Here is a 23,345-nt window from a genome sequence, read left to right as displayed (position 1 = left end):
AAATGGACTTATCAAAATATTGCTCAGATGCGGCATCAATTGCAGCAGTTAGGGCTTTCAATTGACTGGAACCGCGAAGTTGCTACCTGTTCTCCCGATTATTACAAGTGGACGCAGTGGATCTTCTTGCAGTTTTTAAAAGCTGGACTGGCTTACCAAAAAGAAGCCGCCGTTAATTGGGACCCCATTGACCAGACGGTGCTGGCAAATGAACAAGTCGATAGCGAGGGCAAATCTTGGCGTTCTGGTGCCAAAGTCGAACGGAAAATGTTGCGGCAGTGGTTCCTGAAAATTACCGACTACGCCGAGCAATTGCTCAAAGATTTGGATAAATTGAGCGGATGGCCGGATCGAGTCAAGTTGATGCAGGCGAACTGGATTGGTAAATCCACTGGCGCTTACCTAGAATTTCCGATTGTCGGGTTGGATGAAAAAATCGGTGTTTTCACCACCCGTCCCGATACCGTCTATGGCGTGACTTACGTGGTGCTAGCGCCAGAACATCCTTTGACCGCCAAAGTGACGACTCCCGACCGAAAAGAGGCGGTAGAAGTATTTATCCAAGAAGTCGCCCAAGAAAGCGAATTGGAACGCACCGCAGAGGATAAGCCAAAACGCGGTATTCCCACTGGTGGGAAGGCGATGAATCCTTTTACGGGAGAAGAGATTCCCATCTGGATTGCCGATTACGTATTGTACGAGTACGGCACTGGCGCGGTGATGGGTGTTCCAGCCCACGACACGCGGGACTTCCGGTTTGCTAAGGAGCAGAATCTCCCCATTCAGGTTGTAATTGTGCCGCCAGCGGATGATGTAGAGACGGGAAATATCGCATCTCTAAAGGAAGCTTATACCGAACCAGGAATTGTGGTGAATTCAGACCAATTTAATGGGATGGATTCAATTAAAGCGAAGACAGGGATTGTTGAGTACGCGGAAAAAGAGGGTTGGGGGAAAGCGCGGGTGCAGTATCGCCTGCGGGATTGGTTAATTTCGCGGCAACGCTATTGGGGGGCACCCATTCCGGCAATTCACTGTCCCAGCTGCGGTACGGTGCCGGTGCCGGATGAAGACTTGCCGGTTCGATTGCCGGAAGAGGTAGAATTCACGGGTCGCGGGGCGTCTCCGTTGGCTCAGATGGAAGCTTTTGTCAATGTCCCTTGTCCCGCTTGCGGCACCCCAGCCAAGCGGGAGACGGACACGATGGATACATTTATTGATTCGTCGTGGTATTTCTTGCGCTATCCCGATGCGAAGAACGAACAGCACGTTTTCGACCCCGCAAAAACCAATGACTGGATGCCGGTAGACCAGTATGTGGGCGGGATTGAACACGCGATTTTGCACTTGTTGTACTCGCGGTTTTTTACCAAGGTTTTGAGAGACTGCGGTCTTTTAAACTTTGACGAACCCTTCCAACGCCTGCTAACTCAGGGCATGGTGCAGGGCACTACCTACAAAAATCCTGCCACTGACAAATACATTCCCGCGGCACAGGTAGATCCAGCCGATCCAAAAGACCCAGAAACGGGGGAACCGTTGCAAGTCTTCTATGAAAAGATGTCCAAGTCGAAGTACAACGGCATCGATCCAGAGGAAGTCCTCGCCAAGTACGGGGCAGATACGGCGCGGATGTTTATCTTGTTCAAGGCACCCCCAGAAAAAGATTTGGAATGGGATGATGCCGACGTGGAGGGACAATTTCGCTTCCTCAACCGCGTCTGGCGACTGGTGGCAGAATTTGTCGCGCAGATCCCCGTTAGCTCCCCTGACAAAGGTGGGGAGATGAATAAGGGCGAAAAAGACTTGCGACGGGCAATTCACGGTGCGATTCAAGCCGTTACGGAAGATTTAGAAGGCGAGTATCAATTCAATACAGCGATTTCTGAGTTAATGAAGTTGAGCAATGCTTTAGCTGATGCCAAATGCAAAGACTCGCCAGTGTATGCCGAAGGGATAGAAACTCTGATTCACCTGATGGCTCCTTTTGCTCCTCACCTTGCTGAAGAACTGTGGCACACAATCGGTCACAGCGATTCGGTACACACCCAAACTTGGCCTACCGTCGATCCGGCTGCCTTAGTGGTTGATGAAATCACGCTGGTGATTCAAGTGATGGGCAAAACCCGTGGAGCGATTCAAGTGCCCGCTGATGCAAATCGGGAAGCTTTAGAACAGTATGCCCGCGAGTCAGAAGTTGCTCAGCGGTTCATCGAAGGCAAGGAAATTAAAAAGGTGATTGTAGTGCCTGGAAAGTTAGTGAATTTTGTGGTGGGTTGAAAAGAGAGGCTACGCGATCGCACTCTTACCATCTCAGTTCAGAAACAGAGCGCGATCGCTATTCCATTCAATTATCAAAGCCTCCAGTCTTCTTCAATAATCCTCGTGCTTGAACTTCTCAAAGTCTTTGGGCGAAACTTGTTCTTCAGCAACTGCCTGACCAATCTTGCTTAATGCATCAACTTGATCTACGCAGTCGATAGATGTCACTAAGTTGGGATCGATATTTGGCGGTAATTTCAACTGCTCAAAGCGTTTCTTTGTAAATGAGGTTGTATAGCGGTGATAGGTGAGCAACTTGCGGTTGGAGTCATCAACCGGCTGAGGGGGAGACGTTTCAGCATTTGAGGTACCAGTTTCTAACTGTTGCATCCCGTTAATCGAGGGTACGGAAACATCTGACAGCTCACGATTAATGTGCTCCGATCTCGGTGTATAGCCAATCAGCTTCATTAAAACGTTCTGCTCTACGTTTGCGTCTTCCATTAAGTCTCCGATTGCATAGCCCGCCCAGTTGAGCAGCGTGTATTTTTTTGCCTCACCCAACTTAATCGGCTGGTTACTGAACCCCGTACCAATTGAAATCAGCAAGAGGTTATCGGCACCCGTTTCCCAACCAATCCCATATTCTTTTTGAGTTGCTTCGACAAACAACTGAAAAGATGGGTTGTTAAACATACTCACAGCACCATCAACAAATTCATACTGTTGATTGCCGATAGCAAACATATGAGGCGGGAAAAAAGTTGGTGCAGCAGAACTTGCTCGAACGATATGCCAGAGCGGAATTTCGCTATTAGTCTTGAAGAATTGGTTATTTGGATGGTTAACGAAGAACCAGGCTGCATCAGTTGTTACATTCTTGGAAACAACCATCAAGAGTGTTTTCAGTTGATCCGATCCAAGCGTGATGTCACCTAGAATAGACTTTAGATTTTGCTCTAGCGGCTCTGAATCGTACTTCGACCACAGTTGACCGAGCAGCCAACGTTTAGTAAACATTTTATGAGCATCGTTATAGAAAATATCACGCAATTCTCGTGCTGACATTCCTTTAGCGAGTCCTGCGGCTAAAATTGAGCCTGCACTTGTGCCGCCAATGAAATCGAAGTAATCTGCTAAACACTTCCAAGGCGAATTAGGTTGGTTACAGAGTATGTCTTCTAACTTAATTAGAATTTCAGCAACAATCAATCCGCGAATACCGCCGCCATCCATCGACAGTAAGCGTTTGGGTCGTTTTAAATCTAGTTTATTTAAGGTCATCTCCCACTCCTTATTTAGTTAATTTTTTCACAATATTGAGCAAGTAAAAGGTTAAGCGATCGCGGCTTTCAATTACACATTTACACGTTTAATTATTAGCAGGTTTACAGGCAAGCTGGTTCAAACTTTACCAAAGTTCAAATTAACCGATTAAAAATGTTTGCAAATCGAATCACGTCAGGATTGTGCATCAACAAAGTGTGGGATAAACGGCAAAATTATGCCAACTCCAAGAAGTATCCGCCACCCCAGCCGGCTGGGCGGCAGTTGTCCCTAAGCGACTATGCTCCCAAATCCAGTTAAAGTAACTTACTACCAGTCGCGTAGCCACTTTTGTCTGCTCCCACACCTTGCCAAATTTGTTTTGTCGGCGATGCCACCTAGCTGTCTGCTGCCGGACAATCCTGTTGGTGCGTTCTAAACGTTGTGTTTTATCCTTGCCAATGTAATGCTCGACTGCTGGTGGCAGAACCCGTTCATAGCCACCCCAACCGTCTGTATCCCAAGCCTGGCAGTCAGTTTTGCCTTCGGTATTCACAACTAACTCTTCGATGAACGCATCGGTATGCTTGCCAACCCGACTACTGAGGATTAAACCACTGCTAGTGTCTAAACTCAGCCCTATCCAACAGTCCCCCGCCTCTACTTCATCTGGCAGGCAATTTTTCTGTTTTTTTCGACGAAAGACCATAATTCGTCAGCACTGACTTGTTTACTTTTCACCTGCTGGACTTGAGCATTGTGAATCATTTGCGCCTTAAGGCTTGCTGCTCTGACAATGCTGACTACCGTACCCTCAGCTAATCCTGTGATGCGACTGATGCCTCGCAGACTGCTACCCTCAGTATGAGACTGTAAGATTGTAAACACCTGATCCGAGGTCACTTGGCGGCGGTAATACAAGGTGTCAAAGCTGTCAGTAAAAGTTTGCCTACAAGCAGGACACAAGTATCGTTGACTACCTTTGCTGGTTTTTCCATGTTTGTGAATTCTGGTGTTACCGCACAGAGGGCATTGCATATGTGAAGAGGCAATTGTCTATCAATACCTAGCGATTATACCCACACTTTGTTGAGGCACGACCCTTTCAGGCAAGTGTGTACAATTTCTCCATTTTGGCACGGTGATGCCTTTTATGCTCATGGCTAGTAGAGGGTAGGGTGCGTTGGCGTAGCGTAACGCACCCTACAGGACTTAGGCTTTGCGTAAGTCCTGTACTTAATCCAGCAGATCAAGCGTCCAACGATCGCTATGGTTCTTGCGTAAGTCCTGCTATGGGAACGCATCCCCAGAGGCTCCCCATTGTGCAAAAAATCGCAATCCACCAGACGCAGAGCCTCTTCTTTTTCTTAAGTTTTATGTCCACATTCAACGCTTATGTGATATTTTATCTTCTAATTAATAAAATCAGTTTAGTTGCTGTATAGATGCGGTTGGGTTTCATTTTCAGATTACCGACCGAAAAATCTGGAGAATATTCTCAGCAAAATTTTCCTAAATTGATCAATAGTAAGGTTTTTCCAACCTTAGTTACTCAGTTGTCCAAAATGAAAACTTTATTGAGGTAGAACGAATATGACTGTCGGTAAGTCAACCAATAATAAGCCACTCAACTATACTTTTAGTTTGACGTTTAATCCAGAAATTCTTAGAACTATTTCCTATGTAGGATTAATTATCATACTGCTTGTGGGAGCGATTTTGACTGAAACATTGGTTGACGTTGATCCCCATACCACTGCAATCTATAAATTATTTGGGTTTAATCACCCCTGTAATTGGTTGGATCATGAACCCAGTCGAACGGTTTCGGCGATGCTCCTACCATTGTGGGAAGTTCCTTTTATCTTCTATATAATTTTTGATTTTTTGAGAATTCAAGATGCGTATAGGAAAAAGGAAGCTCCACTATATCTTTATATCGTCTCGGCAATTTTCTTGCCCATTGAAATTCTTTTGACTGTCTGGTTCAGAATTGTGTTTGTCTGGAGCCCAGAAGTGAACTTCTTATATCATTATCTCCCCTATATCGGCTTTCAGTTTCTTCTGTTTTTAGTAGCCTTCGAGAATTTTTTGTACTTCTACGCGATGAAAGCACTGCCCTTCAAAAATAGCCGTCCCCTTGCCCTTGCCTATCTGATAACGTTATTCGCAGTAACAGTAGGATATACCGTCGTTGGAATTTCAAGTGCCTTGGGACATCCCATTCTCGATCTCGTCAACGATCCAGGACAACGGTTATTAGTTAGATCCCTAATGAACTTCTACACTTTCTTAATCATTCCCATTCCTCTGATCGTATCTGTGTGGGAATTGAAGCGATCACCTAATCATAAATTATCCTTTGAATAAGCCCTTCAGCAATGCCAATTTTGTAAGGTGTATTAATACAAATAACACACCTTCTTATTTTGACATACTCCCGGTAAAGCGTAGCTTTACTGGGGTGGGTGAACAAAATTGGGGATTTCTACCAACTATGGGGTAAAGACAAGATACGCGCAAAAATTAGATTGTGCATCAACAAAGTGTGGGATAAACGGCAAAATTATGCCAACTCCAAGAAGTATCCGCCACCCCAGCCGGCTGGGCGGCAGTTGTCCCTAAGCGACTATGCTCCCAAATCCAGTTAAAGTAACTTACTACCAGTCGCGTAGCCACTTTTGTCTGCTCCCACACCTTGCCAAATTTGTTTTGTCGGCGATGCCACCTAGCTGTCTGCTGCCGGACAATCCTGTTGGTGCGTTCTAAACGTTGTGTTTTATCCTTGCCAATGTAATGCTCGACTGCTGGTGGCAGAACCCGTTCATAGCCACCCCAACCGTCTGTATCCCAAGCCTGGCAGTCAGTTTTGCCTTCGGTATTCACAACTAACTCTTCGATGAACGCATCGGTATGCTTGCCAACCCGACTACTGAGGATTAAACCACTGCTAGTGTCTAAACTCAGCCCTATCCAACAGTCCCCCGCCTCTACTTCATCTGGCAGGCAATTTTTCTGTTTTTTTCGACGAAAGACCATAATTCGTCAGCACTGACTTGTTTACTTTTCACCTGCTGGACTTGAGCATTGTGAATCATTTGCGCCTTAAGGCTTGCTGCTCTGACAATGCTGACTACCGTACCCTCAGCTAATCCTGTGATGCGACTGATGCCTCGCAGACTGCTACCCTCAGTATGAGACTGTAAGATTGTAAACACCTGATCCGAGGTCACTTGGCGGCGGTAATACAAGGTGTCAAAGCTGTCAGTAAAAGTTTGCCTACAAGCAGGACACAAGTATCGTTGACTACCTTTGCTGGTTTTTCCATGTTTGTGAATTCTGGTGTTACCGCACAGAGGGCATTGCATATGTGAAGAGGCAATTGTCTATCAATACCTAGCGATTATACCCACACTTCGTTGAGGCACGACCGTTGGTATTCGATAATGCGGAGGCGATTCTGCACGGGGGCGATTTGCCCAAGCCTTCCTTGCACTTTAGCACTGGACACTATCGCCAAGGCTATGAGGATTATGGTGAACTTTTGAAACGGTTAGGAGAAACACCCCATCAAAGTTGCTTGGTGCTAACAAGCCGGGAGAAGCCAAAAGGAATTGGATTACTGGAAGGAGAAACTTTACCCGTTCGAGTCCTGAAACTAAAAGGTTTGCAGGTAGCACCAGTACAGGAAATATTGAGGGCTAAAAGTTCTTTATGGGGTTCGCCGAGCGATTGGAGCCAGCTAATTGAATACTATGCAGGAAATCCATTCGCCTTAAAAATTGTCTCGACGACGATTCAAAAGTTATTCCACGGGAATATTTCTGATTTTTTAACCCAAAAAATTACAGTTTTTGGTGAGATTCGCAATCTTTTAGAGCAACAATTTAAGCGGTTGTCCGAGACGGAAAAGATAATTATTAACTGCCTCGCCCTGAGTAACCAAATCCTTTCATTCTCACAATTGCGGGAGAAGATACCGCCCTCGATATCACCGCAAAAACTGCTAGAAGCCTTGGAATCATTGGAAGAGCGATCGCTAATCGAAAAAAAGGCTGCATTTTTCTTTTTGCAGCCTGTCGTTATGGAATTTGTAAGCGACCAATTAATGGAAGAAAAAATTACCCAAATGCCACTGCGAATCGTGTCTAGCGACCAATATCCCAGAATCGCGGCTAGCAGCTAAAAGCGCATCGCTAGTCGGCACCACAGAACTTGCGATCGCGGTCTACTTCCGGTTCTTGCCAGGAAAAGGCAAAATGGCTGATTGAATTGACTTGCGGTGCCCCAGCGCGGATCGCTTGCATCTGCTGTTCTAAGGACGGACGAGAATTGAACGATTTGCCCCAAGCCCCTGCTAGTACGGGTGAAACCTGAGTGCCGGGTGGCGCAAGACTCAAAACTCGCTCAACTTGCGGGACAATGCAGCTGGTGTTGCCGCAGGTTGCATAGGACATCGGATGCCACTCCATATAACTGGGAAACCGATCCCACGGTTGCACTCTCGAATCATACCCCCCTTGACCGACGGTTTGATTCCCCTCCGGGAAAAACACCGCCCCCGTGCGGATTCTTTGTCGCTGGGCGGGGAGGCTGGCTAACGCCACAAAGTCCACAACGCCTTGAGCCGCATGGGCAACACTCAGTTGCCACAACTCCCATTGCAGACGGGCTTGGCGCTGTGAGGCGGTTGCTTTCATTTCATCGGCAGCGGGGTTGCGTCCCTGCCAGAGGGGCGATCCCTCATCTGGGTAAAGTTTATCCACCCCTGCAACATCGCCAGCGCTAATGAATCCCTTGGTAATATATCGCTCGATCAGTTCTCGTCCCTTATTGTTGAGGGCGCGGTCATACAAAGCCTGTCGAGAACCATCTCCGTAAATCCATAAATCTTGGACTTTCGTTACCACGGAAGCACTTCCTGACTGGCGGGGATACCGAATGTAATCAAACAGCACTCCATCGGGGCGGCGACGAACCACCTCTTGAACCAGCTGGTAATAGTCTCGTTTTGCTTGGGCGTTGTAAGGATCGATGAAGGCTTGAGAACCGTCCTCCGTGACCGACAAACTGGTTTTTCCCATACCATCGCGGGCTAGCGCTTGCTGCCGATCGGGTCGCTGGGAGTAGGAGTAGCCAAAGTTCATGGCGAACATCCACGCATAGACTTGCATCCCCCGTTCGCGCCCTTTGTTAATCGCTTGTGCGAGCAAATCTACTTTCTCAGCGCCTGGAGTTCTGATGACAGAAGGCCAGGGTGTGGAATTTTCTGCCTTAGGCAGTAGCACCTGACCGTCAGAAAAAACTTCGACATAGACCTGGTTATAGCCCCGGTTAACCAAGCGATCCATTAATTCATCTAGTGCCCCAGGACGGATGTCACAAGGATACAGGCGCAGCCAGATTGCCTGTACGCGGGGCCAAGTTTGCTGACGACACTGCTGTAAATTCTCTGCGTGTTTTTTCAAGAGCGTTCTGTAGCGGCCTTGGGAATCCGAGTTTCCCTTTACGGCTGAAACACGCAAACTTTCTTTTTGGGCGATCGCATCTGCTGAAAGTTGGCAATATGCCCTTGTTTGAGCTAGAGCAGATTGCGAACCCAAGTAAGGGTTGATAAGACTACTACTGGTCAGAACTGCTGCAACTAAACCGCGATAGACACGCTGCCAAGTTTGCGGCAATCTTAACGATGCCTGACCCACGAACTTCCTCCTAAACACCAATCTCATAGAACTGTTAGATATGTCTACCCATCAGACGAAAGGATGGAACATAAGGTGTCATCCGAACCGATTTCGCTGGTTGAGCATCATATCAGCACTTGTCTGAGTACTTGTCAATTGACTCTATACACAGATTTACCCGCGTTTCCGGCAAATCTCTGCTTTTTAGTAGAAATAGGCACCCATAAGATCGACGCTACCAACTGCCACGTCTGTTGCCATTTGGGCTTTTCAAACCAAAGCCCAAACAGGATTTCAAGATTTTATCTTCTGAAATTAAAACAAAATGGCGTAATCTGTCATTGCTTTGTCTGCGGCGCTTGGTCTGCGGCGCTTTATCTGCGGCGATCGCATCCGCCGTCTGTGCTGCGTGTTGCAGCGGATGCGATCGCTCCACTGGTTACGGTAAATTCACTCCATCTGCCATCATCCCCAACCGGGTCTCAGAGCAGTGGACGCGATCTCCATAAAAGCGATTAGCGATTAGCCAGTGAATGAACAGCTAACAGCTAACAACTCGCCAGCTAGTTCTTCAAGCTTCTCGTCTCAAAGCTGCTTCCACCTGCTGGAACTCTTGCTCTAAGCGAGTCTTCAGTTTTTCCGGCAGCGGACGATTCGGATAAGAGCTGTAATGCCCTGCTATTGAATTCAATGCAGTTCGCATCGTCGTGTAAGAACTCAGCTTAGCGACAGAGCTATCCCGCCGATAGCGAGAGGCAAAATCGTTAATAATCTGACGCGCTTGTGACTGAGCTGCTGCCTTGTCTGCCGAACCCTCTGGCAATTCAATTGCTGTTCTCAAACCTTGCAACAAAGCCAAGGTATCTTGGCGGTAATCTCCACTCAGTCCTAGCGAGCTGCTGGAGGAACAGCCCATCAATCCCATCGTAACTACCAAAACCAGGGCTAGGAGACGTGACCAATAACGCTTCATAAGTATTTTTTTTACCAAACGAGATGGAAATGCAAAATCAGAGTTTATCCTATCTCGAATTGGAACCCTTAGAATTTTAGATTTTTAATTTTAGAGATAAGACGTTTGGTGTAAATAAACGTAGACGCTCGATGGTTCATAGTTTAGGAATTATGGTTTGTAGGAACAATCCATAAACTTTTACCCCCCGTTACATTTATTTGTGCCCCTATATTTCACTATTTTCATCCTTTTAACAGATGCGGAAAAAAATAAAAGTTACTATTTTTTTAGCTTTGCTAAATCAAATAATCTGATAGGAATACTTCTGACAGGTATCCCACAACGAGTAAGGGCAGAAGCCCTGCCCCTACCTTCTTTTAATCAATCGTTTTTCTGGACAAATTAACCGAAGCGACCGCTTACATATTCCTGTGTTGCTTGCTGCTGAGGGCTTTGGAAGATAACCTCGGTGCGGTCGTACTCGACTAAATAACCAATACGACCTCCTTTTTCGGTTGGTTCGACATTGAAAAAGGCTGTCATATCAGATACTCGCGATGCCTGCTGCATATTGTGCGTCACGATCACGATGGTGTATTGCTCTTTGAGTTGGTGGAGCAAATCTTCAACTCGCAGCGTGGAAATGGGGTCGAGAGCGGAGCAGGGTTCATCCATCAGGATCACGTCTGGCTGAACAGCGATCGCTCTGGCAATACACAACCGCTGCTGCTGTCCCCCAGACAAAGATAAACCACTCGCTCGAAGTTTATCTTTCACTTCATCCCACAGAGCCGCTTGCCGCAAACTCCGCTCTACCAATTCATCCAAATCGCCCCGATATCCATTAATCCGGGCACCAAAGGTGATGTTGTCATAAATCGATTTAGGAAATGGGTTTGGTCTTTGGAAGACCATCCCAATCCGTCGCCGCACCTCTACGGGATCGATTTCTGGAGCGTAAAGATCTTGACCGTGGTAAGTGACTTTGCCTTCTGCCCGAAAACTTTTAATTAAATCATTGAGGCGGTTATAGCAGCGCAACAAGGTACTTTTTCCACAACCCGAAGGTCCAATAAAAGCCGTAACCCGGTTTTTGGGAATATCTATCGAAATGTCTCGAAGTGCTAAAAAATTTCCGTAGTATACCTTTAGATTTTCTGTCTGTAAAACAGTCTCAGTTTGATTCTTGGTTTGAGAATTCGACAACATAAATAATCAGATCGGTTTTTGGGTTTAACAGGCTAACAAAAACCCTGTAGGTTTTTGGGCAGATGATTGGGCGAAGGATTGTGTTGCTTGGGAAGTCAAGGGGATTACGGCTTCGTCCTTAAGGTTAAAAACAGCGCCTAGCATACTATTAAACCTCGGTATGTATTCATTGTTGCATTACTTTGTTTAAGTTTCCGTATCATAGCAACACATATTTGAACAATTGTTCATCAATAAACTCGACGAGCCGTTGCTAAACGAGAAATCATGCTGGTTATCAGAACCAGTAAAACTAGGATGAAAGAAGCCGCCCAAGCGAATTCTTGCTGATTTTTAAATGGAGACGTAGCGAAGTTGTAAACTAAAACCGCTAGGGAAGCCGTTGGTTCTTTTAATTGATTGTTCCAATTCGGCCAATATTGGGTGAAAAGGGAAGTAAATAATAGGGGTGCTGTTTCACCAGCAGCACGAGCAACTGCCAGCGTTGTTCCCGTCACAATTGCTGGGAGTGCTGCTGGCAAAATCACGCGAGACACCGTTTGAAAGTTAGTTGCTCCCAGTCCGACCGATGCTTGTCGGATTTCTTGCGGAACCAATCTTAGAGCTTCTTCGGTTGCCCGAATTACAATTGGCAACATCAAGATTGATAAAGCAAATCCTCCCGCCCATGCGGAATAAGTTCCCATTGTGAGAACGACGGCGGCATAAGCGAAGACGCCCACAATGATAGAGGGAACTCCACTCAGGACGTTGGTGGCAAAGCGAATCCAGTAAGAAAACTTACCCGTATTACTAAACTCAGACAAATAAATGGCTGCCATGATGCCAAAGGGAATGCTAATCAGGGCAGCAATTCCGACCATGATGAGGGTTCCCAGAATCGCGTTGCCAAACCCGCCTCCGGGTACTAAGGGAGGGGGCGGCAGTTCCGTGAACGCACTCGCGTTCAGCTGGCTTATACCCTGGATAATTACGTAGGAAAGCACCGCCACCAAAGGCAGGATAGCCAGGACAGCACAAAGAAACGTTAGCGCCGTCATCACGATCCCAAACAGCGTCCGGGGGGAAGTAGGCGCTCGCTTCAAACTACGACTGGGAAATCCGGAAACTGGTTGAGCCTGGGGTTTAGACATCATATTTGTGGTCGGTGGTCAGTGGTCGATTATGGAGGGGCGGCTTTCACCAGATATCTGCCAGTAGCTTTCCTATACTGATAAACCCGCCTGTGCAAGTCTGCTGTCATCTCAGAACAAGGAACGGATTAAATTCGCTGGACGCGCTCAATGAGTATCTGAGCCAAGATATTCACTAACAGCGTGAGGACAAATAGAATTAACGCAGCATACATTAGGGCTGCCACTTGCAGACCGCTTGCTTCTGCAAATTGGTTGGCGAGTAGGGAAGCAATCGTGTTGGACGGAGCCAAGATAGAAGGACTGATGTTGTTAGAATTCCCAATCAACATCGTTACAGCCATTGTTTCTCCCAAAGCTCGACCCAGTGCCAGCATCACTGCGCCCACAATTCCAGAGAAAGCGGACGGGAGTAGCACTTTGAGAATGGTCTCCCAACGAGTCGCTCCCAGCCCAACTGACGCCTGCCGCAAGTCTGGAGGTAACGAGATGAGGGCGTCACGAGAAAGGGCTGCGATAGTCGGCAATACCATAATGGCGAGGACGAGCGCTGCCGGGAGCAAGCCTGGGCCACGCAGCGGCGTGCTAAAAATGGGCAGCCAACCCAAAGATGCGTTAAGCCAGTTACCTACGACCTTCAAAAGGGGAATCAGAACAAAAATTCCCCACAAACCATAGACCACACTGGGAATCGCTGCTAGCAGTTCTACGAGGAAAACAATTACCACCTGAATTCGTGGCGGCAAATAATCTTCACTCAGAAAAAGGGCGACGCCAATCCCCACTGGCACGGCAATCAACAGGGCGATCGCTGAGCTAGCGATCGTGCCGTATAGTTGAGGCAGCGCTCCGTACTGATTGCGAACTGGGTCCCAATTGGTGGAGGTAATAAAGCCAAACCCAAATTCTGTAATCGCAGGCCAAGCTTTAATTGCAACTTGTACCGTTATCCAAATCAAGGTTGCAGCAACTGCAAACGCAAAAATTCGAGTTAGCCAAATAAAGCCCCGATCCATCGTCCGATCCCAATCGGAGCGGGGTTTCATAATTTTCTGCGAACCGGAGGTCACGGAACTCACGGGATTATTTTCCTCAGACACTGGTTAGTAAAAGCAATAAACGCTTGTATTCGTTGATGCAAGCTAGACCCGTACCATTTTTTTTACTCAGAATGCAATTTTTTCAATTGCCAGACATTCCAGCTTAGCAGGGGCAGTTTTGCTATTAGCCTACCGTCTAATCGTAAAGGATAGAGTAAAGGTCAGGTTAAGGTATGGCTTTAGTTGTCTGCAAACCAAGTGATAAAATGCCATCGTTTCAATAAATACGATCAAAAGGGCCGAACGTGGTTCAAGCATCGGTGTCAAACGTGGATGTTAACAGCAAGTCTCAGGAGTCACTGCGGCAATGGCTGCAAAACCTGACCTCTCGGATTATTGCTGGCGAGCGGATTGGGAGAGCTGAAGCGATCGCTCTATCCCAAATTGAAGGTGAAGAAAATATTTTGCTGCTATGCGAAGCAGCCGACAAAGTCCGTCAAGCTTGTTGCGGAAACGTAGTCGATTTATGCAGCATTGTCAATGTGAAATCTGGCAATTGCTCGGAAAATTGCGGCTTCTGTTCCCAGTCTGCTCACCACCCCGGTCAAGACTCGCCAATCTATGGCTTGAAATCCACCGAGGAGATTCTTGCCCAAGCCAAAGCAGCTGAAGCAGCCGGGGCAAAGCGGTTTTGTTTAGTTTCTCAAGGACGCGGCATTAAGTACAACAGCCCCAAATCGACGGAATTTGAACAAATTCTGGAAACGGTGAGCCGAATTATTGCCGAAACCCAGATTAAACCTTGCTGTGCGTTGGGAGAAGTGACGTCAGAACAAGCTCAGGCGCTAGCTGAGGCGGGGGTAACGCGGTACAACCATAATTTAGAGGCATCGGAGAACTTCTTTGAGCAAATCGTGACAACTCATACTTGGCGCGATCGCGTCCAAACCATCCAAAATCTCAAAGCTGCGGGAATTCAAGCCTGCACGGGTGGAATCATGGGATTGGGCGAAAGCTGGGAAGACCGAGTGGATCTGGCGTTGGCGCTGCGGGAATTGGAAGTCGAATCCGTACCGCTGAATTTATTAAATCCCAGAGAAGGGACACCCCTAAGCGATCGCCCAAAAATCGATCCTTATGAAGCCCTCAAAGCGATCGCCATTTTCCGCCTCATCCTGCCCGAACAAATTCTGCGCTACGCTGGCGGACGGGAAGCCGTGATGGGAGAACTCCAAGCAATGGGCTTTCAAGCGGGAATGAATGCCATGCTGATTGGACACTACCTCACCACTATCGGGCAACCGCCAGAGCAAGACCATGCTATGCTCGAATCCCTAGGGCTTACGGGTGGCGAAGCACCCATTCCCGGCGAATACACTGCTAAGGTATGAGTGCTATAGGGGCGGGACTCCCCGCTCCTGGTGAGGGCTGAGGGCTGAGGACTGAGGACTGAGGACTGAGGACTGAGGACTATTTCTCCCTTGCTCTTTGACGCTTCTGCTCTTTGACGCTTCTGCTCTTTGACGCTTCTGCTTCTTTACTCCCCTGCTCTTTTACTCCCCTGCTCCTTTACCCTTGTGTTTGCTCCCACTGAACTACTGTGGGCCTTGATTGGCTTACTCCTAACGATTGGTGGTACGTTTCTGGAAGCGTATGTCCCCAGCCTTCCTTGGAATTGGTCTCAGCAAGGGATTCAAACTCACTCGCTGGGCGTGACCTATCAAATCGGTGCCGTGCTGCTAGTTGGCTGTATGGGCGGTAAAAATGCCGGGGCACTCTCTCAAATTGCTTACCTGGCGTTGGGTCTCACTCCCTGGTTTCCAGTCTTTTCTCAAGGCGGAGGTCTCGACTATCTCACAGAACCCAGCTTTGGCTACTTACTAGGCTTTATTCCGGGTGCGTGGATCTGTGGCTTAGTGGCTTTTAAGGCACCGCAGCGATTGGAGTCTTTGTCCTTCAGCTGTATTTGTGGGTTGCTGGTCATCCATATCACTGGTTTGACTTATCTAATCGTGACCCATTTGTTAACCTTGGGAGCGGTATTACTGCCGTTATGGGAAGCAGTTTTGAAATACTCCGTCTATCCTTTACCAGCCCAAATGGCAATTGTTTGTGCAGTGACAGTCTTGGCTTATTTCTTACGCCAGCTAATGCTTTATTAAGTCGTTGGTTCGGTCATTAGTCAAGCGCTCGTTGGTCATGGGGTAGTGGGTTGATAGTCTACCGATACTGATTACTAAAAAACGATTGACTAATCACTCATCACGAATAACTAATGACTAATGAATAATTACAATGAATTTTAAAAATCACTATTTTTGGCTCGCCGCTTTCGTTAGTCTGATTCTGGATCGGGTAACTAAATATTGGGTGGTGCAGAATTTTGTCTATAAAGAAACGTGGGCGCTGTGGCCTAAGGTATTCCACTTTACCTATGAATTGAACCCTGGGGCAGCTTTTAGCTGGTTTCAAGGAGAAGTTTGGTTGCCCTGGCTTTCTTTGGGGGTGAGTCTATTCTTGATCGGATTCGCTTTAGTAAACCCCCATTTGGATCGTTGGGAACAATTAGGCTGTGGCTTTATCTTAGGTGGAGCGGTGGGCAATGGAATTGACCGATTTTTCAACAGTTGCGTTATCAATGACAAATTTTTCAATGGTTGCGTCGTTGATTTCTTGGATTTTCGGCTGATTCACTTTGCAGTATTTAATCTGGCAGATATGTTTATTAATGTAGGCATGGTGTGTTTATTGATTGCCTGGTTTTGGAATCAACCTTCCTCATCTGGCAGACCACGCTGAAGAGATGAGGGCAGAGGAAGCAGAGGGAAGTGGGAGAAAGCTGATTTTTCCGTTGATAATTAATTCCCTTCTTTAGTTTTTTAAAAGACGATTTGTTAAAACCTATCTTTGTAAGCTCTTTCTCTTTTTCACAACGCCTCCCTAGGCAAGAGATTAGAATATTTAGTACAAACCTCTTGCTTGTCGCATTGAGCCTTTTGCCTCTGACATGACCTCACCCCAACAACCGCCTAAAACCATCCTGGGTCAACTAACTCAGGCAGTACAGACCATTCAAGCTAAGGTAAATTTTAATGCGCTGGCGCTGAAGCCCAATGCCAGAGTGCCGGAACTATGGGTGCAGGATGCCGGTGCTGCTAAGGCAGAGGTTTATCCACTATTGGGCGATCGCTATTTACTGGGACGCAGTTCTAAATCTTGCGATATCGTGGTGCGGAACCCAGTTATCAGTCAGATTCATCTTTCATTAAACCGAGAAGGACGGCGCGGGCAGTCTTTTGTCATTAAAGATGAAAACTCTACCAATGGCATCTACCGAGGGAGACGGCGGCTCAATAGCCTCATACTACGCCACGGCGATATCCTCACCCTAGGACCACCGGAATTGGCGGATGCGGTTCGGCTTCAGTACCACAATCCTCCCCCCTGGTACGTCCTGGCGACTCGTTACGCCCTCTATGGGGTGGGTGGACTGACCAGTTTATTGGCATTGTGGATTCTTTTTGAGTGGCGCAATATTCCGATTCGACCTTTGCCCGCTGGCGTACAAGGGCCAGTAGTAATTAATTCTGATGACGGAACGCCGTTACAGCGTCCCCGAACGATAGCGCACCGGGAATTGGGGCGATTATCAGATTTTTCCAAGTATCTGCCTCAAGCGGTGATTGCATCGGAAGACAGCCGCTATTACTGGCACTTCGGGGTCGATCCCGTTGGCACGCTGCGGGCGGTGGTGACGAATGTCAAGGGAGGCGGAATTCGTCAAGGCGGTAGCACGATTACGCAACAGTTGGCGCGGAGTTTGTTTCGGGAGTATGTGGGGACAGAAGATAGCGCGGGGCGAAAAATCAAGGAAGCGATCGTCGCTCTGAAGCTGGAGACGTTCTACAGTAAGAACGAGATCATGCGGAATTATCTGAACCGCATCTACTTGGGAGTTGGCGCGAACGGGTTTGAGGACGCGGCTCAGTTTTATTTCGACAAATCTGCCAGAGACTTAAATATTTCTGAAGCGGCGACGCTGGTGGCGATTTTGCCAGCACCGAATAGTTTTAATCCGATTCGGGATTATAAAACAGCGATTGGACTGCGCGATCGCATTATTAACCGCATGGCAAATCTAGGGTTTATCAGTGCGGAAGAAGCTCAAAGAGCAAGGCGATCGCGGATTGACGTTAGCCCCAAAGCCAGAGAAGCTTTGGCTAGCATCAAGGCACCCTATTTTTACAGCTACGTTTTCACCGAACTCCAATTCTTGTTGGGAGATCAACTGGCAAAAGAAGGCAATTTTTTTGTCGAAACCAATCTGGATCTGGAGACTCAGCAAAAGGCGGAAACTGCCCTCCGCAACGGAGTTAATACCATTGGGGGAAGTTACAGGTTCTCTGAGGGAGCAATTGTCACCCTCGACTCCAGCAACGGGTCAATTCGCGCCTTGGTCGGTGGCACAGATTATCAAAAAAGTCAATTTAATCGCGCGACTCAAGCCAAACGACAACCGGGTTCCACCTTCAAAATTTTTGCCTACGCTTCGGCACTTGAACAAGGTAACTCGCCGGGAAAGTTTTATTCTTGCGCCCCTTTAGTGTGGCAGAGTCAACGCTTTCGGGGGTGCGAAAGAGTAGGGGGTAGCGGGACGGATATGTACACCGCGCTTGCCCAGTCTGAGAATGCGATCGCGCTGCGGGTGGCGCAGGATGTTGGTTTAGATCGGGTGGTGGAGATGGCTCGACGACTGGGCATCACAACGCCGCTTAATCCGGTTCCCGGTTTGGTGTTGGGTCAAAGCGAAACTACCGTTTTAGAGATGACGGGGGCTTTCGGTGCCTTGGAAAATGGCGGCGTCTGGAATCGCGCCCACGCTATTCAGCGGATTCGGGACAGCAGCGATTGCAAAGATTTCAACAATCCGCAAACCTGCCGGGTGATTTACTCCTTCGAGGAGGAAGCAGGGGCAACGAAGCGGGTGCTGTCACAGGGAATCGCAGATACCATGACGAATATGCTTCGGGGCGCAGTGCGAGGGGGTACGGCACGGGCGGCGTCGATTGGATTCGGAGAGGTGGGGAAGACGGGCACCACGAATAGCGGCGTTGACTTGTGGTTTATTGGCTACGTTCCCAGTCAGGATCTCGTCACCGGCATCTGGCTGGGAAATGACGACAACACTCCAACGAGAGGAAGTAGCGGACAAGCTGCCCAAGTTTGGGCAAATTATATGCGGCAAGTGGTGCGTTAAATAAGCTGTGGCGATTGAAAGCGCGGCGATCCGAACAAAGTCTGCCTGCGCGGACTAATCATACCAATTTGCTTTTTGACCGCTAAACTAATCGCTTTTCGTAGCCTCCCTTTTTTTTGCGGTAGCGATCGCGTAGCACTTTGGGCAGATGTTAAATAGGGTGTTGCTTTTCTCTTCACTTTCTTAAGTTATCAACAAGGAAGGATAGCTTCCATATTCTTCTGCACTTGCTCAAGTTCCCGCCGCTTCTCGGCGATAAAAACTTGTTCAGCCTCACGTTGTTCTAGTGTTTCTTGGTGAACTTTTTCCTGCTGCTCTAGCAAGTTTTCTGAAATAGAGATGGCTTGTGCAATAGCTTTACTCGCTGCGTCAGCTTTATCATTAAAAACTGAGTCAATTTTTTTTCCAATCTTCCCCAAGATTGCTTCCTCTGACTGCCTAAATTTTTCAAGGCCTAGATCACATATTTTCTGTTTTATCTGATTGTGTATTCCATCAACATCTAAAAGCCCAAAACCAAAGGAACCACCAGCCGCAGCAGCTAACCCACCCAGAATTACTGGAACAATACCAAGCCCTGTAAATATTAGCAATGCACCAGCAACTAATCCACCTGCTCCTAACCCACCAAAGAAACCTCCCGCACCACCAATATCGGAGTTAATGGATGAAGCGATACCTAATCCACCTGCCCCTAGTCCGCCAAGAGTTTCCGCAGCTGCAACATTAAGTTGATTAACCAGGCTAGTATTGAGTCGCCGATCAAAAAATTGAAACCTTTTCCGAATATATTCTATTTCTTGCTTAATTTCATTATCAATAATTTCTACGTTTTGTTTCAAAATCGAATCTCTAATTTTTTGATTACCCCAGTCATCTAGTTCTTTTGTTAAATCTCGAACAAACTGATCTGCATAATCCCTAATTAAGTCTTTTTGTCCCCAAAGGTGTGAATATTCGGAAGACCAGTCGTTACTTTTCTGTGTTATGCGATCGCTTATTCCTTCAGCCCACTCATTCCAAGATTCTTCAGCTTGTTCGCATGATTTTACTATCAGTTGCTCTGCTAGTAGTTGGATTCTGACATCACGCCCACTGGCTTCACCCATTTCTTCAAAGATTTTATGCTTATCTTCTTCAGAAACTTTCAACTTACCCTCTAAAATCTGCTCGAATTGATTTAGTTCATCACAAGAAACCTCAATTAACTGCTTGAGTCCTTCTGTAGATTGTTGAAACTCTATCAATCCCCGCTCAGTAATTAGGAAGTTTTCGACAGCCTTTGTAAATTTCTGAAACGTTTTCAGATAATCATTCTCACTCCCCGCAAAAATTGCATCCAGCGTCGCTTGAGCCGAGATGAAATGAAGGCGGTTTTCACCTGCAATGATAGGATTTTGACCCTGAACGAACCTTTCAATCCGTTGCCGAACCTGCTGCCGACCATTTTCACTACGCAGCAGATCCATAAAATTCACAACTACAAACAGATTTTTGGCAGCCTTATCTGTCTTCCCACCGTTCAGTTGAGTCTTCAAATCTTGGATCAAGTCGCGTTCTCCTTGAGTTAGAGGACGTGAGGCATTGATTAGGAAAATCGCGGCATCAGTATCTTTGAGTAGTTGTTGAGTAATCGCAGTTCGGTCAGGATGTTCATTCAATCCTGGAGAATCCACTATTTCGACACCACTTCGGCATAGCTCTAGATCGGGATGTTCAAAAATAATCTCTTCAATATCAGAACGAGCTAATTCATCACTGACACAATCCAATGCGGCTTCTTCTGAAATTGCTGCCTTTATTTTGTACTGTTCAAATGGAATTTCTTCCTCTCGTTTATCTTTATAACGGCAAATTACTCGTTTTTGCGATCCATATCTGAGAACTGTCACCGTGCCGCTACAGGGAATTTCTCTAACAGGTTGAATTTCTTCACCTAGTAGAGCATTCAGTAATGTTGATTTTCCTTGGCTAAACTCTCCTACAACTGCCACTCGGAAGCGCTGAGAACTCAATTTCTGAGACACTTGCTCTACTTGTGCTGTTAGATTGTTAGGCAGTACACCCTGATTCGTGCCGTCTTGGATAATCTCGGCGAGTTGCTTAGAAGCGGTTTTTAACTGTTGCCGATACCCTTGAAACCGCTGTAGCTCCTCATAGGACAAGCTTAGGCGCTGTTGTTGCTTGGCTTGCTGTTTAGGTTTAGCAGGTAGAACCGCCAACATATCATTAGCAGCCTTGATAAATACTGCATCAAGCGCATGGAAGCGAGCGGGATCGAGTAAAGACTGCACCTCCTCCAAAGCTGCTGGTTCTACAGTGCCTTGATGACTGAATCCCGCTTCTAAAACTGCCAAGTGTTGTGGGTTAATCTCTAACCGATTAGCAATTACTTCTAAATACTTCTTCTCACGAGCGTCCATATCCCCATCTGCTGCTGACATTTCATAGCCAAAGCCAATCAACAACAGTCTTTCTGATTCTGAAAACGGAGCCGTCAGCATTAGCAACTCATTCAGTTTTTTATAAACTTGATTCTGTCGGACTCCCTTACTCATCAGTTGTGATAGCTGACGCGCATACTCTGAAGGAATAAAACGATTGATGGTTTGCTGCCAGCGTCGTTTTTCCTCATCGGTGACTGTGCCATCTAAAAGCATCACTCCCAACAGAACGGTTATCAAAGCTGCTAAAAATATCACCGGAGGAGTCAGATCCTGTTTACGCAGCTTTTGTCCAGTAATCCGCGACAACAAATCAACAGCTTCAGAGCTAACCAGTGAAATATCCATAAAGTCTGTGAGCCTATAGCGTATTTGTACTCTAGTATTCCCAGATTCAGCAGAAACTAACTCCGTGGAAATACTGTTATCTTCGCCGAGTAAGACAAGCTAGGCTCGAAAACATTAGCTAATAACAAAGTAGAAATATGTATTTTCAATTTGCTCCTGCAATTCAGGCTGCTATCGAGGCTGGTAAATATGTGCAAGTTTTTACATCAGCAGGAGTCCCAATCGGCATGGCTAGAGACGCATCTACTGGGCAGTTTGTCGCCCATGCCATCGGTGCTGTAGCCCAAAATAGCCCTCTATCGCCGCTGGTAAGCCCTTTACACTTGGTTACAAGTGGAGTGCAGATGTATCAAACGCACATGGGATTTCAAACTGTCCAAGCTGGACTGCAAACTATCCAGACAAGCTTAGGAGTGCTGCAAGCAACTACAGCCTTTATTGGGGTTGGAACGATGGCTGTGGGGGCATTGGCAGCAGTGAACCTGCACCAGACAATGAAACTGAGAAAAGAAGTAGGACAGCTAAGGCTGGAAGTCAAAGAAGGTTTTATTGATTTAAAACAAGCTTTAAAAGACCAAGGTGCAGAAATTAAAGAATTGATTGAGCAAGTTGCTCAGGATGTCGAATTCAGGAACCATCGGACAATTTTAATTCGAGCTTACGGGCTATTTACTCAGGCGCTTCACCGTCTTCGCTCTGCAATGCAAATACAAGATGCGAACCGTAGAAATGCTGAAATTGATGGTGCTAGAGGGATGTTATTTCAGGCTTTAGCTGATTATGGTAGCAGTGAGCTGTTAGAAGCAACCTGTTCGGCTGGCCAGCTTCGCAGGTTGGAATGTGCTTGGGCAATTGAGCAGGCAATTATTACAACTTATCAGGTGCAGAATGAGCCTTCTGCTGTAAGCGATCGCCTATCGCACCTCCAAGACAAAATCCGTCAAGATTCCCTTAATGTTATTAATAGCTGTGAAACAGAGGATGAGCTTGATTTTCTCTTTCCTGAAATCACCCGCATTCACGATCACGATCTGGCTGTATTAGAATCTTGGCGAAATCAAGTTGATTGGATGCAAAGCCTCCCACCTTCAGAACTAAAATTACTCCAAAGTGCTGATTTTAGCAATTCAGAAGTCATAGTTAGTACAGATACAACTGCTTTGGCAGTACCTCCAGAACATTTACTCTATGAAAATTTAAAGCAAAAGTCTCATTTCGTATCCCTTTGCAATCAGCTTCAATTTATGATGCAGCCTGAACTACGTCGAGAGCCAGAATCTTATATTAGTCAGCAAGCTGCGATCGCAGGTTATAAAACTTTAGTTACCTCAAATTTACAGAAAGCCTCAAATTTAGCTGTTGCTAACCTGTACTGGTATTTCAAAGTCAGAGATGAAGCTGAAGACGAGGCAGTGACGGCGTAAAATTTAAATATACGAAGATGCGATCGCTCAAATTTTACTAAGTGTGATCGCCTTCTCTATTCAAATAACAGTGGATGGTATTTGCTAGTTTTTTTATTTGTATTTTTTAAGAGTAAATTGCCGAGTGTTAATTGGAAAATACAATTACCATTACTTTAAAATTACCTTTATTTTAAACCTTGTGCTTAAATACAGCAGATTGCAGGTATATAGAGTACATTGAGGTCAGTGCATGAACAGGTAGAATGAAACCTTACTCCATCGACTTTCGAGAAAAAGTAGTCAAAGCATACGAACAAGAAAACACATCGATTAGGAAATTA

The 23,345-nt window shown here is 46.6% G+C and carries 18 protein-coding genes; 9 read left to right on the top strand and 9 right to left on the bottom strand.

The features are described 5' to 3' along the window. The coding region (gene leuS / locus H6F50_RS19295; RefSeq protein WP_190429945.1) for a leucine--tRNA ligase at positions 1–2,280 on the top strand (2,280 nt) is incomplete at its 5' end. Between the two features lie 93 nt (positions 2,281–2,373). Here the strand turns inward: leuS and H6F50_RS19290 are convergent. Further along, positions 2,374–3,546 (bottom strand): patatin-like phospholipase family protein, encoded by a 1,173-nt coding sequence (locus tag H6F50_RS19290; protein ID WP_190429944.1) that lies wholly within the window; start codon positions 3,544–3,546, stop codon positions 2,374–2,376. A gap of 190 nt (positions 3,547–3,736) precedes the next feature. Continuing rightward, a protein-coding gene (locus H6F50_RS19285) for an IS1 family transposase (RefSeq protein WP_190429942.1) occupies positions 3,737–4,566 on the bottom strand; the annotation gives its coding sequence in 2 pieces (ribosomal slippage) (positions 3,737–4,222 and positions 4,225–4,566; 828 coding nt in all). 555 nt (positions 4,567–5,121) lie between these two features. Between H6F50_RS19285 and H6F50_RS19280 the strand changes: the two genes are divergently transcribed. Further along, a complete protein-coding gene (locus H6F50_RS19280) occupies positions 5,122–5,898 on the top strand; it encodes a hypothetical protein (RefSeq protein ID WP_190429943.1) in 777 nt (258 codons plus the stop codon). Positions 5,899–6,066: 168 nt separating this feature from the next. On the opposite strand, the gene H6F50_RS19275 is transcribed toward H6F50_RS19280, so the two are convergent. After that, a protein-coding gene (locus H6F50_RS19275; protein WP_190429942.1) for an IS1 family transposase occupies positions 6,067–6,896 on the bottom strand; the annotation gives its coding sequence in 2 pieces (ribosomal slippage) (positions 6,067–6,552 and positions 6,555–6,896; 828 coding nt in all). A 65-nt stretch (positions 6,897–6,961) separates the two neighbouring features. Here H6F50_RS19275 and H6F50_RS19270 point away from each other — a divergent pair. Further along, positions 6,962–7,714 (top strand): hypothetical protein, encoded by a 753-nt coding sequence (locus tag H6F50_RS19270; protein ID WP_190429941.1) that lies wholly within the window; start codon positions 6,962–6,964, stop codon positions 7,712–7,714. Between the two features lie 10 nt (positions 7,715–7,724). Here H6F50_RS19270 and H6F50_RS19265 read toward each other — a convergent pair whose 3' ends face one another. Continuing rightward, positions 7,725–9,257 carry a family 10 glycosylhydrolase gene (locus H6F50_RS19265; RefSeq protein WP_190429940.1) on the bottom strand — a complete coding sequence of 511 codons (1,533 nt, stop codon included), beginning with the start codon at positions 9,255–9,257 and terminating at the stop codon, positions 7,725–7,727. A 36-nt stretch (positions 9,258–9,293) separates the two neighbouring features. On the opposite strand from H6F50_RS19265, the gene H6F50_RS19260 reads away from it, so the two are divergent. Then, positions 9,294–9,731: a hypothetical protein gene (locus H6F50_RS19260; RefSeq protein ID WP_190429939.1), complete on the top strand. Its 438-nt coding sequence runs from the start codon at positions 9,294–9,296 to the stop codon at positions 9,729–9,731. A gap of 52 nt (positions 9,732–9,783) precedes the next feature. Here the strand turns inward: H6F50_RS19260 and psb27 are convergent, their stop codons facing one another. From psb27 to pstC, 4 genes are all read right to left on the bottom strand, one after another. After that, positions 9,784–10,185 carry a photosystem II protein Psb27 gene (gene psb27, locus H6F50_RS19255; protein WP_190414987.1) on the bottom strand — a complete coding sequence of 134 codons (402 nt, stop codon included), beginning with the start codon at positions 10,183–10,185 and terminating at the stop codon, positions 9,784–9,786. 384 nt (positions 10,186–10,569) lie between these two features. Further along, complete coding sequence (pstB, locus tag H6F50_RS19250) at positions 10,570–11,376, bottom strand: phosphate ABC transporter ATP-binding protein PstB (protein ID WP_190414986.1); 807 nt, start codon at positions 11,374–11,376, stop codon at positions 10,570–10,572. A gap of 230 nt (positions 11,377–11,606) precedes the next feature. Beyond that, positions 11,607–12,509 (bottom strand): phosphate ABC transporter permease PstA, encoded by a 903-nt coding sequence (pstA, locus tag H6F50_RS19245; protein ID WP_190429947.1) that lies wholly within the window; start codon positions 12,507–12,509, stop codon positions 11,607–11,609. A gap of 128 nt (positions 12,510–12,637) precedes the next feature. Then, a complete protein-coding gene (pstC, locus tag H6F50_RS19240; RefSeq protein WP_190429946.1) occupies positions 12,638–13,555 on the bottom strand; it encodes a phosphate ABC transporter permease subunit PstC in 918 nt (305 codons plus the stop codon). A gap of 299 nt (positions 13,556–13,854) precedes the next feature. Between pstC and bioB the strand changes: the two genes are divergently transcribed. From bioB to H6F50_RS19220, 4 genes are all read left to right on the top strand, one after another. Further along, positions 13,855–14,940, top strand: coding sequence for a biotin synthase BioB (gene bioB, locus H6F50_RS19235; protein WP_190429938.1), 1,086 nt, complete (start codon positions 13,855–13,857; stop codon positions 14,938–14,940). Between the two features lie 186 nt (positions 14,941–15,126). Then, positions 15,127–15,711 (top strand): biotin transporter BioY, encoded by a 585-nt coding sequence (locus H6F50_RS19230; protein WP_190414984.1) that lies wholly within the window; start codon positions 15,127–15,129, stop codon positions 15,709–15,711. Positions 15,712–15,844: 133 nt separating this feature from the next. Beyond that, the gene (gene lspA, locus H6F50_RS19225; protein WP_190429937.1) at positions 15,845–16,348 is read left to right on the top strand and encodes a signal peptidase II; all 504 of its coding nucleotides are present in this window, start codon (positions 15,845–15,847) and stop codon (positions 16,346–16,348) included. 208 nt (positions 16,349–16,556) lie between these two features. After that, on the top strand, positions 16,557–18,806 hold the full coding sequence (locus tag H6F50_RS19220) for a transglycosylase domain-containing protein (protein ID WP_190429936.1): 2,250 nt from the start codon (positions 16,557–16,559) through the stop codon (positions 18,804–18,806). 191 nt (positions 18,807–18,997) lie between these two features. Here the strand turns inward: H6F50_RS19220 and H6F50_RS19215 are convergent, their stop codons facing one another. Continuing rightward, entirely contained in the window at positions 18,998–21,598 is a 2,601-nt protein-coding gene (locus tag H6F50_RS19215) for a dynamin family protein (protein ID WP_190429935.1), read from the bottom strand. A 137-nt stretch (positions 21,599–21,735) separates the two neighbouring features. Between H6F50_RS19215 and H6F50_RS19210 the strand changes: the two genes are divergently transcribed. Further along, positions 21,736–23,022 (top strand): hypothetical protein, encoded by a 1,287-nt coding sequence (locus H6F50_RS19210; RefSeq protein WP_190429934.1) that lies wholly within the window; start codon positions 21,736–21,738, stop codon positions 23,020–23,022. Positions 23,023–23,345: the final 323 nt, after the last annotated feature.

Origin of the sequence: Coleofasciculus sp. FACHB-712 (assembly GCF_014695635.1) — a bacterium.
Classification (GTDB): Bacteria; Cyanobacteriota; Cyanobacteriia; order Cyanobacteriales; family FACHB-T130; genus FACHB-T130.
This window is presented reverse-complemented; position numbering and strand designations above follow the sequence as displayed.

Bases quoted from the DNA above. Each gene is read 5' to 3' on its own strand.
- H6F50_RS19290 (WP_190429944.1), bottom strand. From the start codon at position 3,546: ATGACCTTAAATAAACTAGATTTAAAACGACCCAAACGCTTACTGTCG.
- H6F50_RS19280 (WP_190429943.1), top strand. From the start codon at position 5,122: ATGACTGTCGGTAAGTCAACCAATAATAAGCCACTCAACTATACTTTT.
- H6F50_RS19265 (WP_190429940.1), bottom strand. From the start codon at position 9,257: ATGAGATTGGTGTTTAGGAGGAAGTTCGTGGGTCAGGCATCGTTAAGA.
- H6F50_RS19260 (WP_190429939.1), top strand. From the start codon at position 9,294: ATGGAACATAAGGTGTCATCCGAACCGATTTCGCTGGTTGAGCATCAT.
- psb27 (WP_190414987.1), bottom strand. From the start codon at position 10,185: ATGAAGCGTTATTGGTCACGTCTCCTAGCCCTGGTTTTGGTAGTTACG.
- pstB (WP_190414986.1), bottom strand. From the start codon at position 11,376: ATGTTGTCGAATTCTCAAACCAAGAATCAAACTGAGACTGTTTTACAG.
- pstA (WP_190429947.1), bottom strand. From the start codon at position 12,509: ATGTCTAAACCCCAGGCTCAACCAGTTTCCGGATTTCCCAGTCGTAGT.
- pstC (WP_190429946.1), bottom strand. From the start codon at position 13,555: ATGAAACCCCGCTCCGATTGGGATCGGACGATGGATCGGGGCTTTATT.
- lspA (WP_190429937.1), top strand. From the start codon at position 15,845: ATGAATTTTAAAAATCACTATTTTTGGCTCGCCGCTTTCGTTAGTCTG.
- H6F50_RS19220 (WP_190429936.1), top strand. From the start codon at position 16,557: ATGACCTCACCCCAACAACCGCCTAAAACCATCCTGGGTCAACTAACT.
- H6F50_RS19215 (WP_190429935.1), bottom strand. From the start codon at position 21,598: ATGGATATTTCACTGGTTAGCTCTGAAGCTGTTGATTTGTTGTCGCGG.
- H6F50_RS19210 (WP_190429934.1), top strand. From the start codon at position 21,736: ATGTATTTTCAATTTGCTCCTGCAATTCAGGCTGCTATCGAGGCTGGT.